This is a genomic window from candidate division WOR-3 bacterium (genome assembly GCA_039801905.1).
In the GTDB taxonomy this organism is placed as follows: domain Bacteria; phylum Hydrothermota; class Tepidihabitantia; order Tepidihabitantales; family JBDRVQ01; genus JBDRVQ01.
Map to the genome: position 1 here is coordinate 1 of JBDRVQ010000034.1, position 18,729 is coordinate 18,729.

At 44.3% G+C, this 18,729-nt stretch carries 16 protein-coding genes and 1 tRNA gene; 15 read left to right on the plus strand and 2 right to left on the minus strand.

Annotated features, from left to right (window positions below):
• The coding region (locus ABIL00_06755; protein MEO0110456.1) for a hypothetical protein at positions 1-400 on the minus strand (400 nt) is incomplete at its 3' end.
• 165 nt (positions 401-565) lie between these two features.
• Between ABIL00_06755 and ABIL00_06760 the strand changes: the two genes are divergently transcribed.
• From ABIL00_06760 to ABIL00_06800, 9 genes are all read left to right on the plus strand, one after another.
• Positions 566-1,180, plus strand: a complete 615-nt coding sequence (locus ABIL00_06760; GenBank protein ID MEO0110457.1) for a LysE family transporter — start codon at positions 566-568, stop codon at positions 1,178-1,180.
• A 35-nt stretch (positions 1,181-1,215) separates the two neighbouring features.
• On the plus strand, positions 1,216-3,105 hold the full coding sequence (gene thrS, locus ABIL00_06765) for a threonine--tRNA ligase (protein ID MEO0110458.1): 1,890 nt from the start codon (positions 1,216-1,218) through the stop codon (positions 3,103-3,105).
• Between the two features lie 2 nt (positions 3,106-3,107).
• Positions 3,108-3,626 (plus strand): translation initiation factor IF-3, encoded by a 519-nt coding sequence (gene infC / locus ABIL00_06770; protein ID MEO0110459.1) that lies wholly within the window; start codon positions 3,108-3,110, stop codon positions 3,624-3,626.
• A gap of 3 nt (positions 3,627-3,629) precedes the next feature.
• Entirely contained in the window at positions 3,630-3,821 is a 192-nt protein-coding gene (rpmI, locus tag ABIL00_06775) for a 50S ribosomal protein L35 (GenBank protein MEO0110460.1), read from the plus strand.
• A gap of 9 nt (positions 3,822-3,830) precedes the next feature.
• Complete coding sequence (gene rplT, locus ABIL00_06780) at positions 3,831-4,190, plus strand: 50S ribosomal protein L20 (GenBank protein MEO0110461.1); 360 nt, start codon at positions 3,831-3,833, stop codon at positions 4,188-4,190.
• Positions 4,187-5,197 carry a phenylalanine--tRNA ligase subunit alpha gene (gene pheS / locus ABIL00_06785; protein ID MEO0110462.1) on the plus strand — a complete coding sequence of 337 codons (1,011 nt, stop codon included), beginning with the start codon at positions 4,187-4,189 and terminating at the stop codon, positions 5,195-5,197. Before rplT ends, pheS begins: the two co-directional genes overlap by 4 nt.
• A gap of 13 nt (positions 5,198-5,210) precedes the next feature.
• A complete protein-coding gene (locus tag ABIL00_06790; GenBank protein ID MEO0110463.1) occupies positions 5,211-5,693 on the plus strand; it encodes an adenosine-specific kinase in 483 nt (160 codons plus the stop codon).
• A gap of 72 nt (positions 5,694-5,765) precedes the next feature.
• Positions 5,766-9,497 (plus strand): C25 family cysteine peptidase, encoded by a 3,732-nt coding sequence (locus tag ABIL00_06795; protein MEO0110464.1) that lies wholly within the window; start codon positions 5,766-5,768, stop codon positions 9,495-9,497.
• 39 nt (positions 9,498-9,536) lie between these two features.
• On the plus strand, positions 9,537-11,504 hold the full coding sequence (locus tag ABIL00_06800) for a fibronectin type III domain-containing protein (protein ID MEO0110465.1): 1,968 nt from the start codon (positions 9,537-9,539) through the stop codon (positions 11,502-11,504).
• Here the strand turns inward: ABIL00_06800 and nadE are convergent.
• Positions 11,415-12,449, minus strand: a complete 1,035-nt coding sequence (nadE, locus tag ABIL00_06805; protein MEO0110466.1) for an NAD(+) synthase — start codon at positions 12,447-12,449, stop codon at positions 11,415-11,417. The genes ABIL00_06800 and nadE overlap by 90 nt on opposite strands.
• A gap of 123 nt (positions 12,450-12,572) precedes the next feature.
• Between nadE and ABIL00_06810 the strand changes: the two genes are divergently transcribed.
• The 6 genes from ABIL00_06810 to lepB all read left to right on the plus strand — a co-directional run bounded on the left by ABIL00_06810 (position 12,573) and on the right by lepB (position 18,460).
• Positions 12,573-12,654: transfer RNA gene (locus tag ABIL00_06810), tRNA-Leu, on the plus strand.
• Complete coding sequence (tig, locus tag ABIL00_06815; protein MEO0110467.1) at positions 12,616-13,905, plus strand: trigger factor; 1,290 nt, start codon at positions 12,616-12,618, stop codon at positions 13,903-13,905. The genes ABIL00_06810 and tig overlap by 39 nt, the downstream gene beginning before the upstream one ends.
• Positions 13,880-14,500: an ATP-dependent Clp endopeptidase proteolytic subunit ClpP gene (gene clpP, locus ABIL00_06820; GenBank protein MEO0110468.1), complete on the plus strand. Its 621-nt coding sequence runs from the start codon at positions 13,880-13,882 to the stop codon at positions 14,498-14,500. The genes tig and clpP overlap by 26 nt, the downstream gene beginning before the upstream one ends.
• Positions 14,463-15,713 (plus strand): ATP-dependent Clp protease ATP-binding subunit ClpX, encoded by a 1,251-nt coding sequence (gene clpX / locus ABIL00_06825; GenBank protein MEO0110469.1) that lies wholly within the window; start codon positions 14,463-14,465, stop codon positions 15,711-15,713. Before clpP ends, clpX begins: the two co-directional genes overlap by 38 nt.
• Positions 15,714-15,725: 12 nt before the next feature.
• Positions 15,726-17,012, plus strand: coding sequence for a Tol-Pal system beta propeller repeat protein TolB (locus ABIL00_06830; protein MEO0110470.1), 1,287 nt, complete (start codon positions 15,726-15,728; stop codon positions 17,010-17,012).
• A 668-nt stretch (positions 17,013-17,680) separates the two neighbouring features.
• Entirely contained in the window at positions 17,681-18,460 is a 780-nt protein-coding gene (gene lepB, locus ABIL00_06835) for a signal peptidase I (protein ID MEO0110471.1), read from the plus strand.
• The last annotated feature ends 269 nt before the right edge of the window (positions 18,461-18,729 follow it).

An 18,729-nucleotide genomic window follows, 5' to 3' on the forward strand; every position in this document is an offset into this window, starting at 1 on the left:
TCTTTAAGTTTAGGCTTAATTTATTTAAGGTTGAGGTATCATAGAGGATTTCCTTATTTTGCCGAATAAAGGTAACGAGATGGATAGAGGAGCGGAAACCTACTATTTCCCAGAGGATTTTTAAGTAAGGGATGAGGTCTTGGGTATAGATCTTCTTTCGTCCCCGTTTGTGGGTATAAGTGATAGTCGGGTTACCTACTAGTTTGGTTCCATCTTTGGTATAAATTACCTTACCGGTGCCATTGAGGAGGGTTATAAGATACTTTCGATGGAGATTAGTTATTTGAACTAATTCATTAAGAATTTCTGTTTTCTTCTTTTTTGATGCGGAATGATAATTTTTGGCATTAACTTTAATTATTGACCGTTTAATTTTCATCTTGTATATTTCCTTTGGCATCGTTATAACCATAAAGGCTCCCTCTATTACTTTTTAATATGGGAGGGAGCCTAAATTTTTTCAATGGTAAGATATTTTTGATTAAATAACCCATTTTCGGTAAGATTATTTTTGATGAAAACCGTATATTTGACTTTAATTTGATTTTCCGTAAGATTTTTGAGATTGTACGAATTATTATTTAAGGTGAGTATCGTTAGCCTTTCCGGGGCTTTGGCTCCTGGACCTTTAACCGCTGCCACCGCTACCTTAGGATTGAAGAGAAGTTGGAAGAGCGGGCTTCTCGTCGGTCTCGGTCATACGATAGTGGAATTGCCTTATCTCATCCTCCTCGCCTTGGGTGTGAGCGCTGCTTTTAAGCATTCCTTATTCCACCGAACCTTTGGGATTTTAGGCGGTCTCTTTCTCTTTTACTTTGGGTTTTCCACGATGGAGAAGGCGTTAAGATTAAATGAAAAGATAAAAGAACCTCCCCTCAGGAGAATAGAACAACCAATCCTTACTGGCATTTTCCTAACCCTATTCAATCCTTACTTCTTCACCTGGTGGCTGGGGATCGGCGCCTCCTTGATTTCCGAGGCGCTTGCTAAAAGAGGATTTTTTGGGGTTGGACTTTTGTATCTCTCCCATGTCTGGCTTGATTATGCCTGGCTCATCTTTATTGCCCGAATTGCTGCCCTCGGTCGATTGAACACGAAAATCTTTCGCGCTCTCTTGATAATTCTCGCCTCTCTCCTTATCTATTTTGGCGGCAAAGGTTTATGGCAATTTTTGTATTGACAAGAGATATTTTATCGGTATCATATGGGGTTAAAATGAAGATAAAAATTGAAGAGAAGGTTCTGGAAGTAGAGCCCAATTTGAAATTTAAGGATATTGTTAAAGATAATTGTCTGGCGGTAAAGTGGCAGGGTATTTTACTTGACCTCTCAGAACCGGTCCGAGAAGGGGAAGTGGAACCGGTATATTTCGCTTCGCCCGAAGGCAAGAGTATTTTTTGGCACTCTACGGCCCACCTTTTAGCCCAGGCGGTAAAAAGCCTCTTCCCTTCCACAAAGTTGGCAATCGGTCCGGCGATTGAGAAGGGTTTCTATTACGATTTTGACCCTCCGCTACCCTTTAAGGAGGAGGACTTAATAATTATTGAGAAGAAAATGGCGGAGTTGAGAGATAAAGATATTCCGATTGAACATATCTATTTGAGCCGGGAGGAGGCGCTCCGCTACTTTCAGGAAAAGGGAGAAGATTATAAGGTGGAAATCATTAAGGAAATCCCAGATGAGAAAATCTCTTGCTACCGCCAGGAAGAATTTTTAGACCTCTGCCTCGGACCCCATCTTTTGCGGACCGGATTGATCAAGGCTTTTAAGTTACTCTCGGTCTCCGGCGCTTACTGGCGTGGTTCGGAAAAGAACCGGATGCTTTCTAGAATTTACGGAATTTCTTTTCCCACCGAGGAAGAGTTAAATGATTTCTTAAACCGGTTGGAGGAGGCAAAACGCCGCGACCACCGAAAGTTAGGACCCGAATTGCAACTCTTCTCTTTTCACGAAGAGGCGGGTGCCGGGTTGGTCTATTGGCATCCCAAGGGGGCAATCGTCCGCCGAACGATTGAAAATTACTGGATTTCCCAACACGAAAGGCGGGGCTATAAAATTGTCTATACCCCCCATATCTTTAAGAGCGAAATCTGGAAACTTTCCGGTCATTACGACTATTATCGGGAGAATATGTTCCTTTTGCCTTTGGAAAATGAGGAGTATATCTTAAAACCGATGAATTGTCCGGGGCACATCTTAATTTATAAGTCACAGGTGAGGAGTTATCGGGAATTACCACTCCGGTTTGCGGAATTAGGTACTGTCTACCGAAACGAAAAGTCTGGTACACTCCACGGTATGCTCCGGGTTCGGGGCTTCACTCAGGACGATGCCCATATCTTTTTAGCAGAAGAGATGGTGGAGGACGAGGTAAAAGAAATCTTAAAACTCTCCCAGGAGATGCTTTCCGATTTTGGTTTCAATCGCTACTTCGTAGAGTTATCGGTCCGCGACCCAAAAAATAAAGATAAATATATGGGAAGCGATGCGGAATGGGAAATGGCAGAATCTGCCTTGAAAAAAGCCCTCAACGAATTGGGGATTGATTACAAAACCGCGGAGGGGGAGGCGGTCTTCTACGGACCAAAAATTGACTTAAAACTTTTAGATAGCTTAGACAATGCCTGGCAGGCAACAACCATCCAATTTGATTTCAACCTCCCCCGCCGGTTTGATGTCCGGTATATCGGCCGAGATGGTTATACCCATCAGGCGGTTATCATCCACCGGACAATTTTGGGTTCCTTAGAGAGGTTTCTGGGTGCCTTAATTGAGCACTACGCGGGAGCACTTCCGGTCTGGCTCTCCCCCATTCAAGCCCGCGTCCTCCCTATCACCGATAAGGAAATACCTTATGCGGAAAAAATCTTTTCTCACTGCCAAAGGGAAGGAATTAGGGTGGATGCGGATTTCCGAGCGGAAAAGATTAACTATAAGATAGCGGAAGCGGAGCGCTTAAAAATTCCTTATATTTTAATCGTGGGCAAAAGGGAAGTAGCGGAAGGGAATGTTTCTTTAAGAAAGAGAAGAGAGGGGGTTATCGGAACAAAGAGTTGGGAAGAAGTTATTAATCTCATCAAGGAGGATATAGAGAAGAAACGTTAAAAATGAAACAGGAGCGCATTAGGGTAAATTTTTTAATAAAGAGTCCTTATGTCCGAGTGATCGGACCGGATAAGAAACAGATTGGTATTATGCCCACCCGCGAGGCGATGGAATTGGCAAAAAGGCAGGGTTTGGACTTAGTGGAGATTTCACCCAATGCTGACCCCCCCGTTTGCTATATTACCGACTTCGGAAAATATATGTACGAGTTAAAGCAGAAACAGAGGGAGGCGAAGAAGAAACAGAAGACCACAGAATTAAAGGAGGTTCGCCTCTCTTACAAAATTGATGACCACGACTATCAGACAAAACTGCGAAAGATTAAAGAAATTCTTAATGCCAAAAATCGGGTGAAAGTGGTCTTGAAGATGCGGGGAAGAGAAGCCCTTTATAAAGATAAAGCCTTAGCACTTTTAGACCGGCTGACTAACGACCTCTCGGGGATTGGTCAACCCGAAGGTGTTCCCCGTTCTTTGGGGGAGGCCGGTAAGATTATCCAACTTACCTATTTACCCAAATGAGAGATGAAACTAAAAACCCTTAAATCTTTGAAGAAGAGGATAAAAATCACCGCTACGGGAAAGTTACTCCGCCGCCGGGCGGGAAAGAGTCATCTGCTCACAGGGAAAAGAAAGGCAAGAAAAAAACGGTTGCTCAAACCGACCGTCACCAAAAAATCGGTTGCGAAGAAGTTGAAACCATTTTTATCCGCATAAGGAGTTAATATGCCAAGAGTAAGAACTGGACCTTATACGAGAAAACGGAGGAAGAAGTGGTTAAAGCAGGCGAAGGGATATTGGGGCGGAAGACATCGCCTCTACAAGACCGCCCGCGTCGCCGTGATGCGCGGTTGGCTCTCCGCCTATCGGGACCGAAAATTGAGGAAGAGAAACTTTCGCCGGCTCTGGATTCTGAGACTTTCGGCGGCCCTTCGCCCCCTCGGGATCTCTTACAGCCGATTTATCAACTGCCTGAAAAAGGCAAATGTGGAAATTAACCGAAAGGTTCTTTCGGAAATGGCGCTGAGAGAACCGGAGGAGTTTCACGCCTTAGTAAAATCGGTGGTCCAATCTTCTTCCGTATGACAGTTCCCGAGATTGAAGAGATCGGCAGAAAGGCAAAAGAGGAGATCGCCGGTGCGGAAAACTTACTCCTTCTTAACGATTTAAGAATAAAATACTTAGGGAGAAAAGGAATCCTCACCGGAATCTTACGAGGCTTAAAAGACCTGCCCGAGGGGGAAAGGAGGAATGTGGGTCGGATTGCCAATCTCTTAAAAGAGGAAATCTTAGCCCTCCTTAAAGAAAGAGAGGCTACCCTCTCTTCCCAGAAACCGGTTCTTCCCGAGATTGACCTCACTTTACCAGGGAGGAGGCTCTGGATCGGTCGCCGTCATCCCATCTCCCAGGTCTTGGATGAAATCTGTGAGATTTTTGTCGGCATGGGCTTTAAGGAAGAGATTGGACCAGAGATTGAAGATGAGTGGCATAACTTTTCCGCCCTCAATATTCCCGAAGACCATCCGGCAAGGGATATGTTCTCCTCCTTTTATTTGGATAGTGGCAAACTCTTACGAAGCCATACCTCCCCGGTTCAGATCCGGGTGATGGAGAGAGAAAGACCGCCGATTCGCATCATCGCGCCGGGTCGGGTATTTAGACCGGATGATTTTGATGCCTCCCACGCCCCAAATTTCCATCAGGTGGAAGGACTTTATGTTGACGAAGGGGTCACATTCGCTGACCTTAAAGGAACCTTACGGGAATTTTGTCAGAAGATGTTTGGCCAAGGGATAAAGATGCGCTTCCTCCCTTCTTATTTCCCTTTCACCGAACCTTCCGCTGAGGTGGCTATCTCTTGTGTCAATTGTTATGGCTCGGGTTGTCAAACCTGTAAAGGAACAGGCTGGTTAGAAATTTTGGGTTGTGGGATGGTTCATCCTCAAGTTTTGAGAAATTGCGCCATTGATCCCGAACGCTACACCGGCTATGCCTTTGGATTGGGGGTGGAGAGGGTAGCGATGATTAAATACCGAATCCCGGATATGAGGTTATTTTACGAGAATGATTTAAGATTTTTGGAAGAGTTTTAATTGACCTCTTTCTATGAAACAGGAGATTATCAAAGTTGAAAAACCGGAAGGGGCAAATGTGATCTTGGGGCAAAGCCATTTTATTAAAACGGTTGAAGACCTTTACGAGGCAATCACCTCTTCGGCGCCGGCAGCAAAATTTGGTATTGCCTTTTGCGAATCTTCCGGACCATGTCTGGTACGTAGTGAAGGGAATGATGGAGATTTGGTGAAGATAGCCGAAAAGAATGCCTTAAAAATCGGTGCTGGGCATTCCTTCGTTATCATCTTAAAGGACTCTTATCCCATTCAAGTCTTAAAAGCGATTAGGGATGTCTTTGAGGTGTGCACCATTTATGCCGCAACCGCCAATCCCTTGGAGGTGGTGGTGGTAGAGAGCGAAACGGGTCGGGGAATTTTAGGAGTGATTGACGGTAGCAAACCGAAAGGGGTAGAAACGGAGAAAGATAAAGAGGAGAGGAAATCTTTCTTACGAAAGATCGGGTATAAGTTATAACCAGAAAAATTTGCCCCATCCTTTTAGAAATTTATCTTGATTTGCCTCCGGATTTTTATATAATAAAAAACAATGAAATCTCTTCCGATAAAAACCGCAATTAGTCTCTTCCTCCCACTTTTTCTTTTCGCCTCCCTTTCTTTAATCCGAGAAGATGAAAGGGGAGCGGAGATTGTTTACGAGAATCAACTGGAAAAGATTTTCCCTGGCTATCCCCCCGAGATTGCCGAAGGGAGGAAAATAGACGATTATCCTTTACCGACAATTGAGTTCTTTTTGGGAATTCCCCAAGAAGGTAGAGTATTTCTTTCCGCTACCGGCCAAAAAGAGACTTTCATCAAAGGCGATTTAGCGTATGATATTGAGGGCAATCCGATTAAAAAATTGCCAGAGAAAAAGGCTCTGGCGGAGATAAAAAGTATTGAGTATTTAAGAGATATTCGTTTCGCCCGAGTCCGTCTCTTTCCCGTCCAGTGGTTAGGCAGTGGATTTCGGGTTTATAATGAGATAAGAGTGAATGTCTTCTATGAGAAAGCGCCCGTGATTGTGGAGGGTAAGGATTACTTTGATGATATCTACGAGATACTTTTTATTAATGGCAAAAAGGCAAAATTTTATAAATCATCAAACCACTTGGCCCGGGAAGGAAGCATCTTCTTTGAGCGGGGTCTTGATTGGGTGAAGATAAAAATTGATTCTACGGGTATCTATCAAATCTCGGGCGAAGAGTTAAAAAAAGTTGGCGTCAACCTCACGGCAATAAATCCAAAAACCTTAAAAATCTACCACATCGGCAAATTTACCACCAACTACCTTTATCCGGATACGATGATTGAGTTGCCAATCTATGTGGCGGGAGAAGAGGATGGACGGTTTGATGAGAAAGACTTTATTCTCTTCTATGGAGAGCACCTGAAGAGTCTCTATACCAACTTCAATTTTTACTGGCTAACCTGGGGGATAAAAGAGGGAAAGAGGATGAAAAGATATTCGGTTAAACCTCTACCCAATGCCTCCCATTTGACCACGGGTGAGGATTCCTGCCATTTGGAATTTGACCTTTTATGCCCCGCCCGTTCCGGACTCCTATGGCTCTGGCAATATTTCGCCAAGGCACGGGGGAAAGAGGAAACCTATTCCTTAAAATTTATTCTCCATCACGCCAAGACCTTAAAGAAGATAGGTGTTGCCTTTTGTGGAAAATCGGATAGCGCCCGCCTCCGCTTCTACCTGAACGAAAAACTCTTAGATTCCTTCGCCTTCAAAAGAGAAAATCCACCCACTCCCTCTCTCTTCCGAAAGGAACTTCAAGAAGTGATTGGCGAAAGTGTGGAATTAAAAATCTCTCTCTACGGGGAAAAGGAACAAGAGGTCTACCTTGATTATCTTGACCTCCTCTACGAGAAAAACCTTCTTGGAGAGAAAAAGGTAAACCAGTTGGCGATGACGATTAGAGAGAGGGGAAATCATAATGTCTCTTCCACCATTGTTCCTAAACCTTCCTATCTCTTTGAGATTATCTCCGATACCACTACCGGAGTCCCGGACGTAAAAATTCTTGAAGATTTTTCTCTCCACGGTGAGACTTTGACCTTTGGTAAGACATTTTATTACCCCTGTCGGTTTTTAATCACCAACGAGTACGGTTTTAGAAAATGCCTCTCCTTGGAACTAAAAAGACCACAACGACTCCGCCGGAAAAGTTTCGCCGGAGATTATTTTGTTATCACTCCGAATGAGTTTTTTAAAATTGGGCAACTCTTAGCCCAATACCGGCAAAATAACATTATTGACCTGCCCCGGGCAAAGACAGTGGTTGCCACCCTTTCTGATATCTATGACGAATACGCCTTCGGGATTGAAGAACCCGGAGCGATTAAGAAATTCTTAAAGGAGAAGAGACCTTACTACGTCGTCCTAATTGGTGATGCCACTTATGACTACCGGGGACTCCTTCCCTATAGGAAATATCCCGGGGTGCCAACTTATGAATACGGCTATGATTTTTCCCCCAATCCTTACACCGATAAGGCTTATGCCTGTGATGCCTGGTATGCGGATTGGGACGGGGAAGGTGGGTCGCCGGATATTATCCTCTCCCGTTTACCCGGACGTAACGAAAATGAGTTCCGGACCTTTCTTGAGAAGATTAAGAATTTTGAACGGAGTAAGGCTTCTTACCGCCAACGTTTTCTTTTAGCCGGGGACGACGAATTCAACGGCTACTATGACCGGCCGGATAATATAAGATTTGGCACCCACATTGAACAGTGCGAAGGGCTTGCCAATCTTTTAGGTTCGGAATTTGAACCGGTGAAAATTTATTTAACCGAATATCCTTATCCCCAACCGAATGATAAACCCAAGGCACGGCGGGCTCTCATTTCGGCTCTCAATGAAGGAGTAGGAATGATGGCTTATTTTGGTCACGGTTGGGTTGGTTGGTTGACTCACGAAAAATTCCTTGATTTAAACTCCCTATCCCAACTTAAAAATCGGGATAAACCCTTCTTCGGCTTTTATGGTAGTTGCGGAGTTGGAAAGTTTGATGAGACCGAACAGGAGTGTCTCGCGGAAGAGTTGCAAAGGATGGAAGGAGGAGCGATTGCCACCGTCGCTGCCACTAAGGGGACAATTTCTACAACCAATTACTTTTTCGCCCAAGCCCTCTTTGCCCCAATTATTGCTCAACCGGCAGTCCCCATTGGTAAAGGCTTTTTAACCGCCTGGTTCTATGACCGAAAATACCACCTTTTCGGTGATGGGGCAACCTTCATCCCTCTCATCCGAAGGACCTTGCCCCTTTCCGTAAGCCCCTGCACCTTAAAACCGGGAAGTTTGATCACGGTCAATTGCGATACGACCAGAATGAGGGAAGGATATTATCAGATAACCGCCTCCGCACCCAAACTATACCGCTTCTACCGCTCCCACCTCTGTTCCCTCATCTATACCCTTCCCGGGGAAATTTTCTTTTTGGGCAGAGGAAAGTTAACTTCGGAAGGGATTAATGCGAAATTTCTTTTTCCTAAGCTTCCTTATCCGGAGGTCCGATATGTTGAGAATGGGAGTTATACCATACTCCCCAATACCGCTAAGATAAGAGTTTGGACCTTTGCCCAGGATACGGGGATTTCTTACCTCCGGGATAATCTCTATTTCTTAAATCAAGAGTTTATCTCTCCGGATAGTTTTGGTCCGGAATTGAGGCTTTATATCAAAGGAAAAGAGATAGGGGAAACAGCCCTTGTGGAAAGGGAATTTATCCTTCACGGCAAAATTTATGACGAAAGCGGTATCGCCCTTCTTAAAGATTATCCCTTAGGTTTTTATTTTAACGGCGGAGAGGATTTTCATGATTTAAGGGAGAGAATTCAATTTGAATTCTCCTCTTATCAAAATGCCAATTTCTCTTATCCTTTGAGGATTGCGGAACCTTGTTCCCTCACCTTCATCCTTTATGATAATTTGGGCAACGAGACGAAAAAGGTTTATAAACTCAACCCAATAGCCGAGACCAGCCTAATCATTAGAAATAACCTCTACCTCCAAAATAAGGGTTCTGGTTATTTCACATTCTATCTCTCCTTACCCGCTTCCCTCACCATAAGGATTTATACCATCTCTGGTCGTTTTCTGAAAGAGATTAGAACGGTGGGTAGGTTAGGTTTCAATCGGGTCTATTTTGATGGTTTGGACCGGTTTGGGCGAAGACTACCCAAGGGACTCTACCTCTATCAGATCGGTGCCCAGACATTTGACCAGAAAAAGGCTAAACTCCTTGATAAATTTCTCATCCCTTAAAAACTGTTGACTTTCTAAATATTTTTGTTAAACTTCAAGATGTTTTTTCTTTCTCTTTTTTTCTTTTATTTCATTTCCGAGCCGCGCCTCTCCTTTTCCCCTCCTTCGGTAGTAATTACCTTTGAGACAGCAAAACCGGTAAGGGCGGAGTTGCTTTATGGCAAGGAAGGTTTAGAAAAGGCGGTTTTAAAAGGAGAGAGGAATAATAAGCATAAGTTTATTTTAAGGGATTTGACCCCGGGGAGTTATCATTTCCGATTGCAGGCGGATACCTTTAGTTCACCACTGTATTATTTCTCCTACCCCTCCCCGGAGAAGTTTCGTTTCCTCATATTACCATCGGGAATGGAGAAGGATAGGAAAATTTCTAACCTTCTCTTGGCGTCACCACCAGATTTTATCGTAGCCAATTCTTCCATCTCCAAAGAAAAAGATGGGAAAAAATTTCTTATCCCGGTCCTCTCTTGTGACCAACTTCTCATTTCTCAATCCCCGCCTGCTCCCTCTTTCCGGGAAGGGGAATTTCCAAAAGATAGTTCTCCCTTCTCTCTTCGTTTTCTCCCCTTAGGAAAGGATTCGGTAGATTTTTACCTCTCCCCACCCGGAGAAAGAAACGGGTTTGATATCATTTTCTTAATCGGTGGGAATACCTTCCTCCGCAGTCATCCGGTAACGAAAAACCCTTATGACCCAGACCGATCCGGTCTCATCGTCTCCGGAGATAAAGAATATTACGGAGAGAAAGGAACGGTCTATTTTATCATTCCGGATTGGGAAAATCCCTTCCCATTAGATTGGCGAAAAGGGAATCAGTATCTTGCCTTTGCCCAATCCGGTAGGGGTTTTGTAGAGGTCCTGAAAGAGGATAAAAGTTTAAAAGTGAAGACCTCAATCTTAAACCACCTCGGAGATTATGAGGTGGTTGATAGTTTTTCATTCAACCGAGAAAGAGAAGAAGAGGCATTAAAAATTTCTAAGGTGCGGGTGAAGGAGGTGAACGGTTTCTCAGCGAAAATCTGTTGGGAGACAAACCTCAGTGCCGTTTCTATGATTGAATGGGGAACCGAACCAAACCGTTATCTCTTCCGTTACCCCCCCTTAGACCTCCAACAGGTCTTCACCACCGAGCATTCTCTCTATCTCTTTGGGCTTTCGCCAAATAAGAGATATTACTACCGGGTTGGTGTCCGGCGCGGCGAAAGAATTGTCTGGTCGGAAGAGAATAACTTCATTACCCTCTCCCCCAATGGGAAAGAGGTTCTCCTCCCGATAAATTTCGCCCACCCTACTTACAAAACGGATTTCCATTTCTTTGCCGTCTCCCCTCATACCTATTCCCAGAGGGATAACGGTACCCAGTTTATTGGTCTCTGGGATAAAGATCTATCTTTCACCATCTCCTCAGACGAAAGCCTCACTTGCCGGGCGAGCCAGCATTGGATAAAAAATTCCCAAGTCGCTTCTTGGTCTTTCCCTATCCCCTCCGGAGGTTATTACTATGAGATTGGCAGTTTTTCCCATCCGGAATTCTCTGGGCGTACCAGAATTAAAATTGAAGGTAAGACCTTGGAAAAGGAAGAAGGGGATACCACTTTTTTCGGAGAGATAGAAGTTAACGATGAAGAACTAAACTTAGAATTGGGTTATGGCGACTCTTTAATCCCCGGATATTCGGGCATCAGTTATCTCATCCTCTCCTCCCAACCGAGGAAAAAGAAAGAGGAAGAAGTCTTTCTCCTTTCTGTCAGCCCGAATCCCTTTAAGGATAAGACCGTAATCAAATACCATCTCTCCTCCGCCCGCCGGGTGATCTTAGAAATTTACGATGGCTTGGGAAAGAAGTTATTCACCTTAAAAAATCGGTTTGAAAGGAAAGGTTACCAGGAATGCGTCTGGGATGGTAAAGACCTGAATGGCTCACCCTTGCCGGATGGTATCTATTTCATCAACCTCCGCACCGAAGAGCAACCGGGTGGGCAGGTAAAGGTCTCCCTCTTCCGCCGATAACTCTTTTGCCCCAGCAAAAGGCAGCACCTTCCTCTTTTCCCTTTTCCAAGATGAGAGTTCTTTTAGCCTTCGGACACAAAATATTTCCCTCTTTCTCACACCAAAAGTCATTATCTCTTCCTCAGAAAGATTTCTATTAAGACCAGAAAGGATTAGGTCAATCTTCTCATAACTAATTCCCAAAACTGACTCATCCGTTATCCCCTTCATCATATCCGGAGAAGGTTTTTGGTCTATAACTTCTTTTGGCAGACCTAAATAATTTGCCAGGGCTCGGATTTGGGTCTTATAGAGACCTAAAAGAGGTGAGATCGGCAAGTCATCAATCCCATCTTTCACAAACCAGCCGATTTCGTATTCCGAACGGTTGGTGGCGCCCAAGAGGATAAGTCCTTTCTCCCTTCCCTTCGCCTCTAAGACCTCCCGCCGGTAGCGATGGCGGATGTTGAAACTTCTTTCAATCGGCAAAATGCCGGAAGAAAATAAGAAACCTTTAAGCCAATTCTCACCTCTTTCTTTTTGGGAGATGGTGAGAAGAAAAGGGGACTCCTGGAATAAGAAGAAATATAACCGATTGAGCAATCGGTTAAAAAGACTGGAGAAAGCGATTATCTTCATAGCCTCGGGTTGGTAGAGACCCTTTTTTCTCATTGCGGGCTCAATATCAACTACTTCCAATTTCCAATCCAACCATCTCGCCAAAATCTCAGCCCGGATTCTAAAACCCTTTTCGCTATCCCGGTCGTAAAGATAAAATAAGGAGACCTTATCTTTACCCAATGCCCGGACTGAGAGGGTAGCTAAAACTGCACTATCAATCCCACCGCTGAGACCGATTATTACCCCATTTGCCGAATGGGCGTCAACCACCCCTTTAATAAACTCTTCAATTTTTAAGGAGACCTTCTGACAATCAATCGCCAATAAGGAAGTAAATTTTTTCATCTTCTATCTCTATTATCCTAACAGGTCTCTCTCCGTCAAGGGAAACCAGAAGTCTAATCCCCCTTCTTCCTAAGGTGAAAAGTAGGGATTGACAGAAAGGAATATTTTTTTATAATGGAGTGAGCGAGGATGGCGGAATTGGCAGACGCACTGGATTTAGGATCCAGTGAGGCAACTCGTGGGGGTTCAAGTCCCCCTCCTCGCAAAGAATCTGATTATTTCTAATATGGATTTAACAGTTACCGAACGGAAGGAATACCTAAAAGAACTCTCGGTCACCATTGAACCAACCGAGATGCATAAGAAGATTGAAGAGCTATTAAATGAATATAAGGATAAAATTACAATTGATGGATTTCGCAAAGGAAAAGTCCCACCCCCAATCATTTTAAGAAAATTGGGTAAGGAATTGGAATCACTTGCCGCTCAGGAGATAGTTGAGGAGACAGTGGAGAAAGTGGTAAGGGAGAAAAACTTCCATCTCATCGCCGAGCCCAAAATTACCGATTTTGAAATCACCCCAGAAAAATCCCTCCGCTTCACCGCCCTCTTAGAGGTCTTACCCGAATTTCCTCTGAAAGAATACAAAGGGATACCCCTCATTAACCCAGAGATTACGGGTTTTGAAGAAGAATTTGAAAGGCGCGTCCGCTTCCTCCAAGAGAAATCCGCCACCTACCACAGCACAGATGAGCCAGCAGAAAATGGTGACATCCTATTTTTGGATTACAAAATTTTCTTGGGGGAGGAGAAATTAGAAGAGGTCTCCGCCTATCGTTTCCGTTTGGGAGAGGAGAAAAACTTCCCGGAGTTAAACGAACATCTCCGGGGTATAAAGAGGGGGGAGAGGAAAGAGGTCTTAGTAAAGATCCCAGAATCCTTCCCGGAGGAGAAGGTAGCGGGAAGGGAAGTCCGTTTTGAAATTTTGGTCCGGGATGTAAAAAAAGAGGAACTGCCTAATTTAGATGAAGAGTTCGCCAAAAATTTAGGTTATAATAGCCTGGCGGAATTGGGAGAAGAGATTAAGGGGTTAATCCTTGAGGAATGGGAAGAGAGGCGCCTTGCCCTCTTAAAGAAAGAGATTGAAAAATACCTCCTCAATAATTACGATTTTGCCGTACCCGATTCTTTAATTGAAAGGGAGATTGACCTTCTCTTAATTGAGAATAAACTAAAAGACCAAAAGGAGACCCGAGAGAAACTCCTCCCCCTGGCTAAAAATCGGGCGAAGTTATGGATCATCCTTTCCCGAATTGCGGAAAAAGAAAATTTACTACCCACCAAAGAGGAGATAGAAAATTATCTCAATCAACTTTCTCTCACCGAAGAGGAGAAGGAAAAATTGGTGCATAGTCAATTCTTGAAAGAGAGGATTCTGATGGATAAGGTACTAAACTTTCTCTTAAAAGAAGCAAAGATTGGAGGGGAAGATGTATTACATACCAATCGTGATTGAACAGACGGGAAGAGGAGAAAGGGCGTATGATATCTATTCCCGCCTCTTGAAAGAGAGGATCATATTTTTAGGTTCTCCGATTGACGACACCGTGGCGAATTTGGTGATTGCACAACTCCTCTTTTTACAGGCGGAAGACCCGGAGAAGGATATCTACCTCTATATCAATTCCCCAGGGGGTTATATCTCTTCTGCCTTGGCAATTTACGATACGATGCAGTTTGTAAGACCAAAGGTCTCAACTATCTGCATGGGTATGGCGGCAAGCGCCGCTGCCGTCCTTTTAGCTGCCGGCACCCCAAAAAAGAGACTCGCCTTGCCCAACTCCCGGATTATGATCCACCAACCGGAGATTCACGGCTTATCCGGCCAGGCAACAGACATTCAAATCCATGCCCGCGAGATCGCCCGGCTCAAAGACCGGCTCAATGAAATCCTCGCCAAGCATACCAACCAACCGAAGGAGAAGATTGAGCGGGACTCCGACCGGAACTTCTTTATGTCCGCGGAGGAGGCAAAGGAGTATGGCATCATTGACGAGATAATCACGAGGGAAGATGAATCAAAAAGAACCGTCTCAGAAGAGAAGAGATAAAATCCGTTGCTCCTTCTGCGGTCGGACCGAAGATGTTTGCCGGCGCCTCATCTCCGGAAAGACCGGTTATATTTGCGACGACTGTGTTCGGATTTGCCATAATTTCTTGAAAGAGGAGGAAAAATACCGCCCCTTCTCCCAAAGTCGCACCCTCACCTCCCCACCGGAGATAAAGCGCTTTTTGGACGAATACATCATCGGCCAAGAAAGGGCGAAGAGGGTAATCTCGGTTGCTGTCTATAACCATTACAAAAGGGTCTTCTCCCCACCGACCGATGTGGAGATGGAGAAGAGCAACATTTTACTCATCGGTCCCACCGGGGTGGGTAAAACCCTTTTGGCGGAGACCTTAGCCAAATATCTCAATGTCCCATTTTCTATCTCCGATGCCACCCCCCTAACCGAAGCCGGTTATGTCGGTGAAGATGTGGAAAATATCCTTTTGCGCCTCATTCAGGCCGCAAATTTTGATATCGCCTTAGCAGAAATCGGTATCATTTATATTGACGAAATTGACAAGTTGAGCCGAAAGTCTGATTCTCCTTCTATCACCCGGGACGTCTCCGGAGAAGGAGTCCAGCAGGCACTATTAAAAATCTTAGAAGGAACGATCGCCCATTGCCCTCCCCAAGGCGGTCGCAAACATCCGGAAGCCCCTTTCATCCCGATCAATACCAAAAATATCCTCTTCATCGCCGGAGGCACTTTTGAAGGCTTGGAAAAGATTGTGGAGAAGCGCTTGCGGCAGACAAGTTTGGGATTTCACGCCCCAGAAACGAAGAGGTTGACTACCGAAGAGATATTATCCCAGGTGGAGCCGGAGGATTTACTCCGCTACGGATTTATCCCCGAATTTATTGGGCGTTTTCCGGTGATCGCCACCCTTCATCCCTTATCAAAGGAGGCACTGGTAGAAATCCTCACTAAGCCCCGCAATGCCCTCATCAAACAATTCCAACGTTATTTTGAAATGGAAGGGGTAAAACTCACCTTCACCCCAGAAGCTTTAACGAAGACTGCGGACTTAGCACTTAAAAAAGGGACGGGTGCCCGTGCCTTAAAGAGTATTTTGGAAAATGCCCTCTTAGAGATTATGTTTGAACTGCCAAACCGGGCTTCGGAGATTAGTGAATGCATCATCACCCCCGAGGTAATTACCGGGGAAAGCGAACCCATCTATATTGAAAAGTCAAAGAGGAAAAAGGCGGAGTAAAATTAAGGATTGATGGGAAGGAGAATTATTTTATCTCTCTTTATCCTCTTTGCCTTCGCTTTTGGTCAAAAAGGAAGTTTAGAAGTCTGGGCGAAGATCACCTCCCGGGCGACAAAAAAACAACTCCCCATCACCATCGCCGAATTTACCCACCCAAAAGAGATTTCTCTTTCCCTCAAGGAGATGGCGGATAATTTAAGAAAGGTCCTTATCGCCGACCTTGACTTCTCCCTATATTTCCGCATTCTCTCCTCTAAGGATAACTATAATACCGAGGAGGGAAAGATAGAATTCAGTAGATGGCAACAGACCGGGGCTAAAGTGCTTATCTGTCCCGATTTATTTACAAAACGGGGTGTGGTAAATATCAGAATCCGGGTCTACGATCTTGAATTGCGAAAGAAGTTAAAAGATTTTAATTATGGGTATTTTGGTGACTGGCGCTGGCTCGCCCATACCATTGCCGACGATCTGATTAAACTATTAACCGGGGAAGAAGGGGTCTGCCGCACCAAAATTGTCTTCTCCTACAAAAAAGGGAAGGGAAAGGAATTGGCGCTCATTGACTACGATGGGGCAAATTTTATTCCCTTAACCAATGACGGTGGGCTAAAATTGTATCCGGAATGGTCACCAAATAATGAAGAGATTGCCTATTCCTCTTATTCCGGAAGCAACCTCAATCTCTATGCCTATAACCTAAAGATGCGCCGTTCCCGACTCATCTCCGCTTCCAGTGGATTGAATACCACTCCCGCTTATTCCCCAGATGGTAAACATATCGCCTGCGCCGTCACCGCCGAACGCTCCTTAGACCTCTATCTCATCACCGGGGATAAGAAAAATCGGATCACCTACGGCCACTCCATAGATATTTCCCCTTCCTTCTCCCCCTCAGGCCAACAACTCGCCTTTTGCTCCGACCGGAGTGGTAGTCCGCAGATTTATTTAATTAATGTTGACGGCACAAATCTCTACCGCTTAACCACCTTTGGCTCTTACAACACCTCTCCCTGTTGGTCACCGAAGGGAGATTTAATCGCCTATACCGGAAGGACTGGGGAGGGACGAAATCAAATTTTTATCACCGACATTACCGGTAGTTTCTTCCGCCAACTCACCTTTGAGGGAAATAACGAGGAGCCTTCCTTCTCCCCGGATGGTCTCCATATCGTCTTCGCCTCCAACCGGACCGGCTCTTGGGAAATCTGGGTGATGCATTGGGATGGTTCCGGACAGAAACAACTCACCAACCTGGGAGGCGCATTCTCCCCTTCCTGGTCAAAGAGATTTAGATAAAATCCGCCACCGGTCTCCTGTTTATAGAGATCGTGACCACCCAAAAGTCAGAATAGGTGCCCAGGGGAATCCTACGCCATTAATCATCCCCAATTAGGCTCCCGTTTTCCCTTCGGATTAAACCCATAGTTAGAGAAAGGATTAAACTCTTTATTATCCCTTCTATTAAACTCTGAATTAGAGTTCCAATTATACCCTCTTTTAGAGTATTTATTAAATCCCCAATTAAACCCTTTATTAAATTTCCAGTTAAATCCAAAATTAAGCCTTTCCTTATAACTTCTATTATCCCTTCCATTAGATCCCCGATGCCATCCCCTGTATGCTACACCCCTTTTTATAAAGATAAATCCCTCCTGTTTGATAAAGTTTTTTATTATTTAATGCCATTTTTATTAAGTCCTAATTACCCGATAACACCTCCTCAATCTCTCTTCAAGGGTTGGGATTAGAACCCAATAACTTACCTTAATAACTTCTTTTAACTTCTTCATAGCCCTCTATAATAAATACGGAAATACCCCCCATTTTCTGACACTAAATTTTCCCTTTTTAAGAAGATAGGAAGAGGTTTATTTTGGCAAGGTATCACATCTTTTGGTCACAATCACTATTAATGTTTCTACGGAAACTTGAAAAATTGGTTAATTTTTTTATGATTATAGATTATGAAAAAATTTATTAAGTCTTGGGGACCGGTTTTAATCTTTGTCGCCTTCATCCGCTCCTTTGTTGTTGAGGCGTTTATGGTACCAACTGGTTCTATGGAAGATACGATTCTCATTGGTGATTTTATGCTCGTCACAAAATTTAACTTCGGCATAAAACTCCCTTTCACCACCAAAACCATCATCCCCACCGGTGAGCCGAAAAAAGGGGATATTGTCGTCTTCCGCTATCCCTTGGACCCAGATTCTCCCCAACCCGAGGAGAGATATGTGAGAATTTTCCCCAGATTTCTCCCCCTCCTACCCATCTACTGGTCAAAGGATAAAAATTTTTTCCACTGGTATGCCCCCCGGAACTTTGTCAAGAGGTGTGTGGCGGTGGAAGGGGAGACGGTGATGGTAAGAAATAAGGTACTTTATGTCAACGGCAAGACTCTTCCCGAGCCTTATGCCCTTCATAAAGATAATTGGCTCTCTTCTGGTTTAAATATAGATAGTGATTCCTTCCAAAAATTATGGGAGGAAGGACTTCTCGCAGAAAGGATTGAGGTGCGAGACAACTTCGGACCGGTGGTGGTGCCGAAAAATTGTATCTTCGCTATGGGCGATAATCGGGATAACTCTGCGGATTCTCGCTTCTTCGGACCGCTGGATAAAAAATACCTAAAAGGGAAGCCATTGCTCATCTATTTCTCCTCCGCTGCCGCCCCTAACCTTTTAAGAATCATCCTCTCCCCCGGAAGCATCCGTTGGGAGAGGGTAGGCCGTTTAGTGCGCTGAGAAAACTTTCTCTTCCTTCTTCTAATGAACGTCTTTCATCAAAATAAAATCTTACCATAGCTAGGATGTAAATTTTGTTGATAATTTGGATACTTTTCATTCTTCGTCTTCTATGGAAAGACTATACTTTTTACGATATGCCTCGTCAAGTCTTTTTAGAAGTTGGGTTATTTCATTAAACATTTCTAAGTAAGAGAGGGAAGATTTCCGTTTTATTATCTCCTGTTTCTTCTCCTCCTCTACTTCCTTTGCTTTTAAAACCCGATTGA

Coding starts and splice junctions, on each gene's coding strand:
- thrS (MEO0110458.1), top strand. CDS start 1,216: ATGAAGATAAAAATTGAAGAGAAGGTTCTGGAAGTAGAGCCCAATTTG.
- infC (MEO0110459.1), top strand. CDS start 3,108: ATGAAACAGGAGCGCATTAGGGTAAATTTTTTAATAAAGAGTCCTTAT.
- rpmI (MEO0110460.1), top strand. CDS start 3,630: ATGAAACTAAAAACCCTTAAATCTTTGAAGAAGAGGATAAAAATCACC.
- rplT (MEO0110461.1), top strand. CDS start 3,831: ATGCCAAGAGTAAGAACTGGACCTTATACGAGAAAACGGAGGAAGAAG.
- pheS (MEO0110462.1), top strand. CDS start 4,187: ATGACAGTTCCCGAGATTGAAGAGATCGGCAGAAAGGCAAAAGAGGAG.
- ABIL00_06790 (MEO0110463.1), top strand. CDS start 5,211: ATGAAACAGGAGATTATCAAAGTTGAAAAACCGGAAGGGGCAAATGTG.
- ABIL00_06795 (MEO0110464.1), top strand. CDS start 5,766: ATGAAATCTCTTCCGATAAAAACCGCAATTAGTCTCTTCCTCCCACTT.
- ABIL00_06800 (MEO0110465.1), top strand. CDS start 9,537: ATGTTTTTTCTTTCTCTTTTTTTCTTTTATTTCATTTCCGAGCCGCGC.
- nadE (MEO0110466.1), bottom strand. CDS start 12,449: ATGAAAAAATTTACTTCCTTATTGGCGATTGATTGTCAGAAGGTCTCC.
- clpP (MEO0110468.1), top strand. CDS start 13,880: ATGTATTACATACCAATCGTGATTGAACAGACGGGAAGAGGAGAAAGG.
- clpX (MEO0110469.1), top strand. CDS start 14,463: ATGAATCAAAAAGAACCGTCTCAGAAGAGAAGAGATAAAATCCGTTGC.
- ABIL00_06830 (MEO0110470.1), top strand. CDS start 15,726: ATGGGAAGGAGAATTATTTTATCTCTCTTTATCCTCTTTGCCTTCGCT.
- lepB (MEO0110471.1), top strand. CDS start 17,681: ATGAAAAAATTTATTAAGTCTTGGGGACCGGTTTTAATCTTTGTCGCC.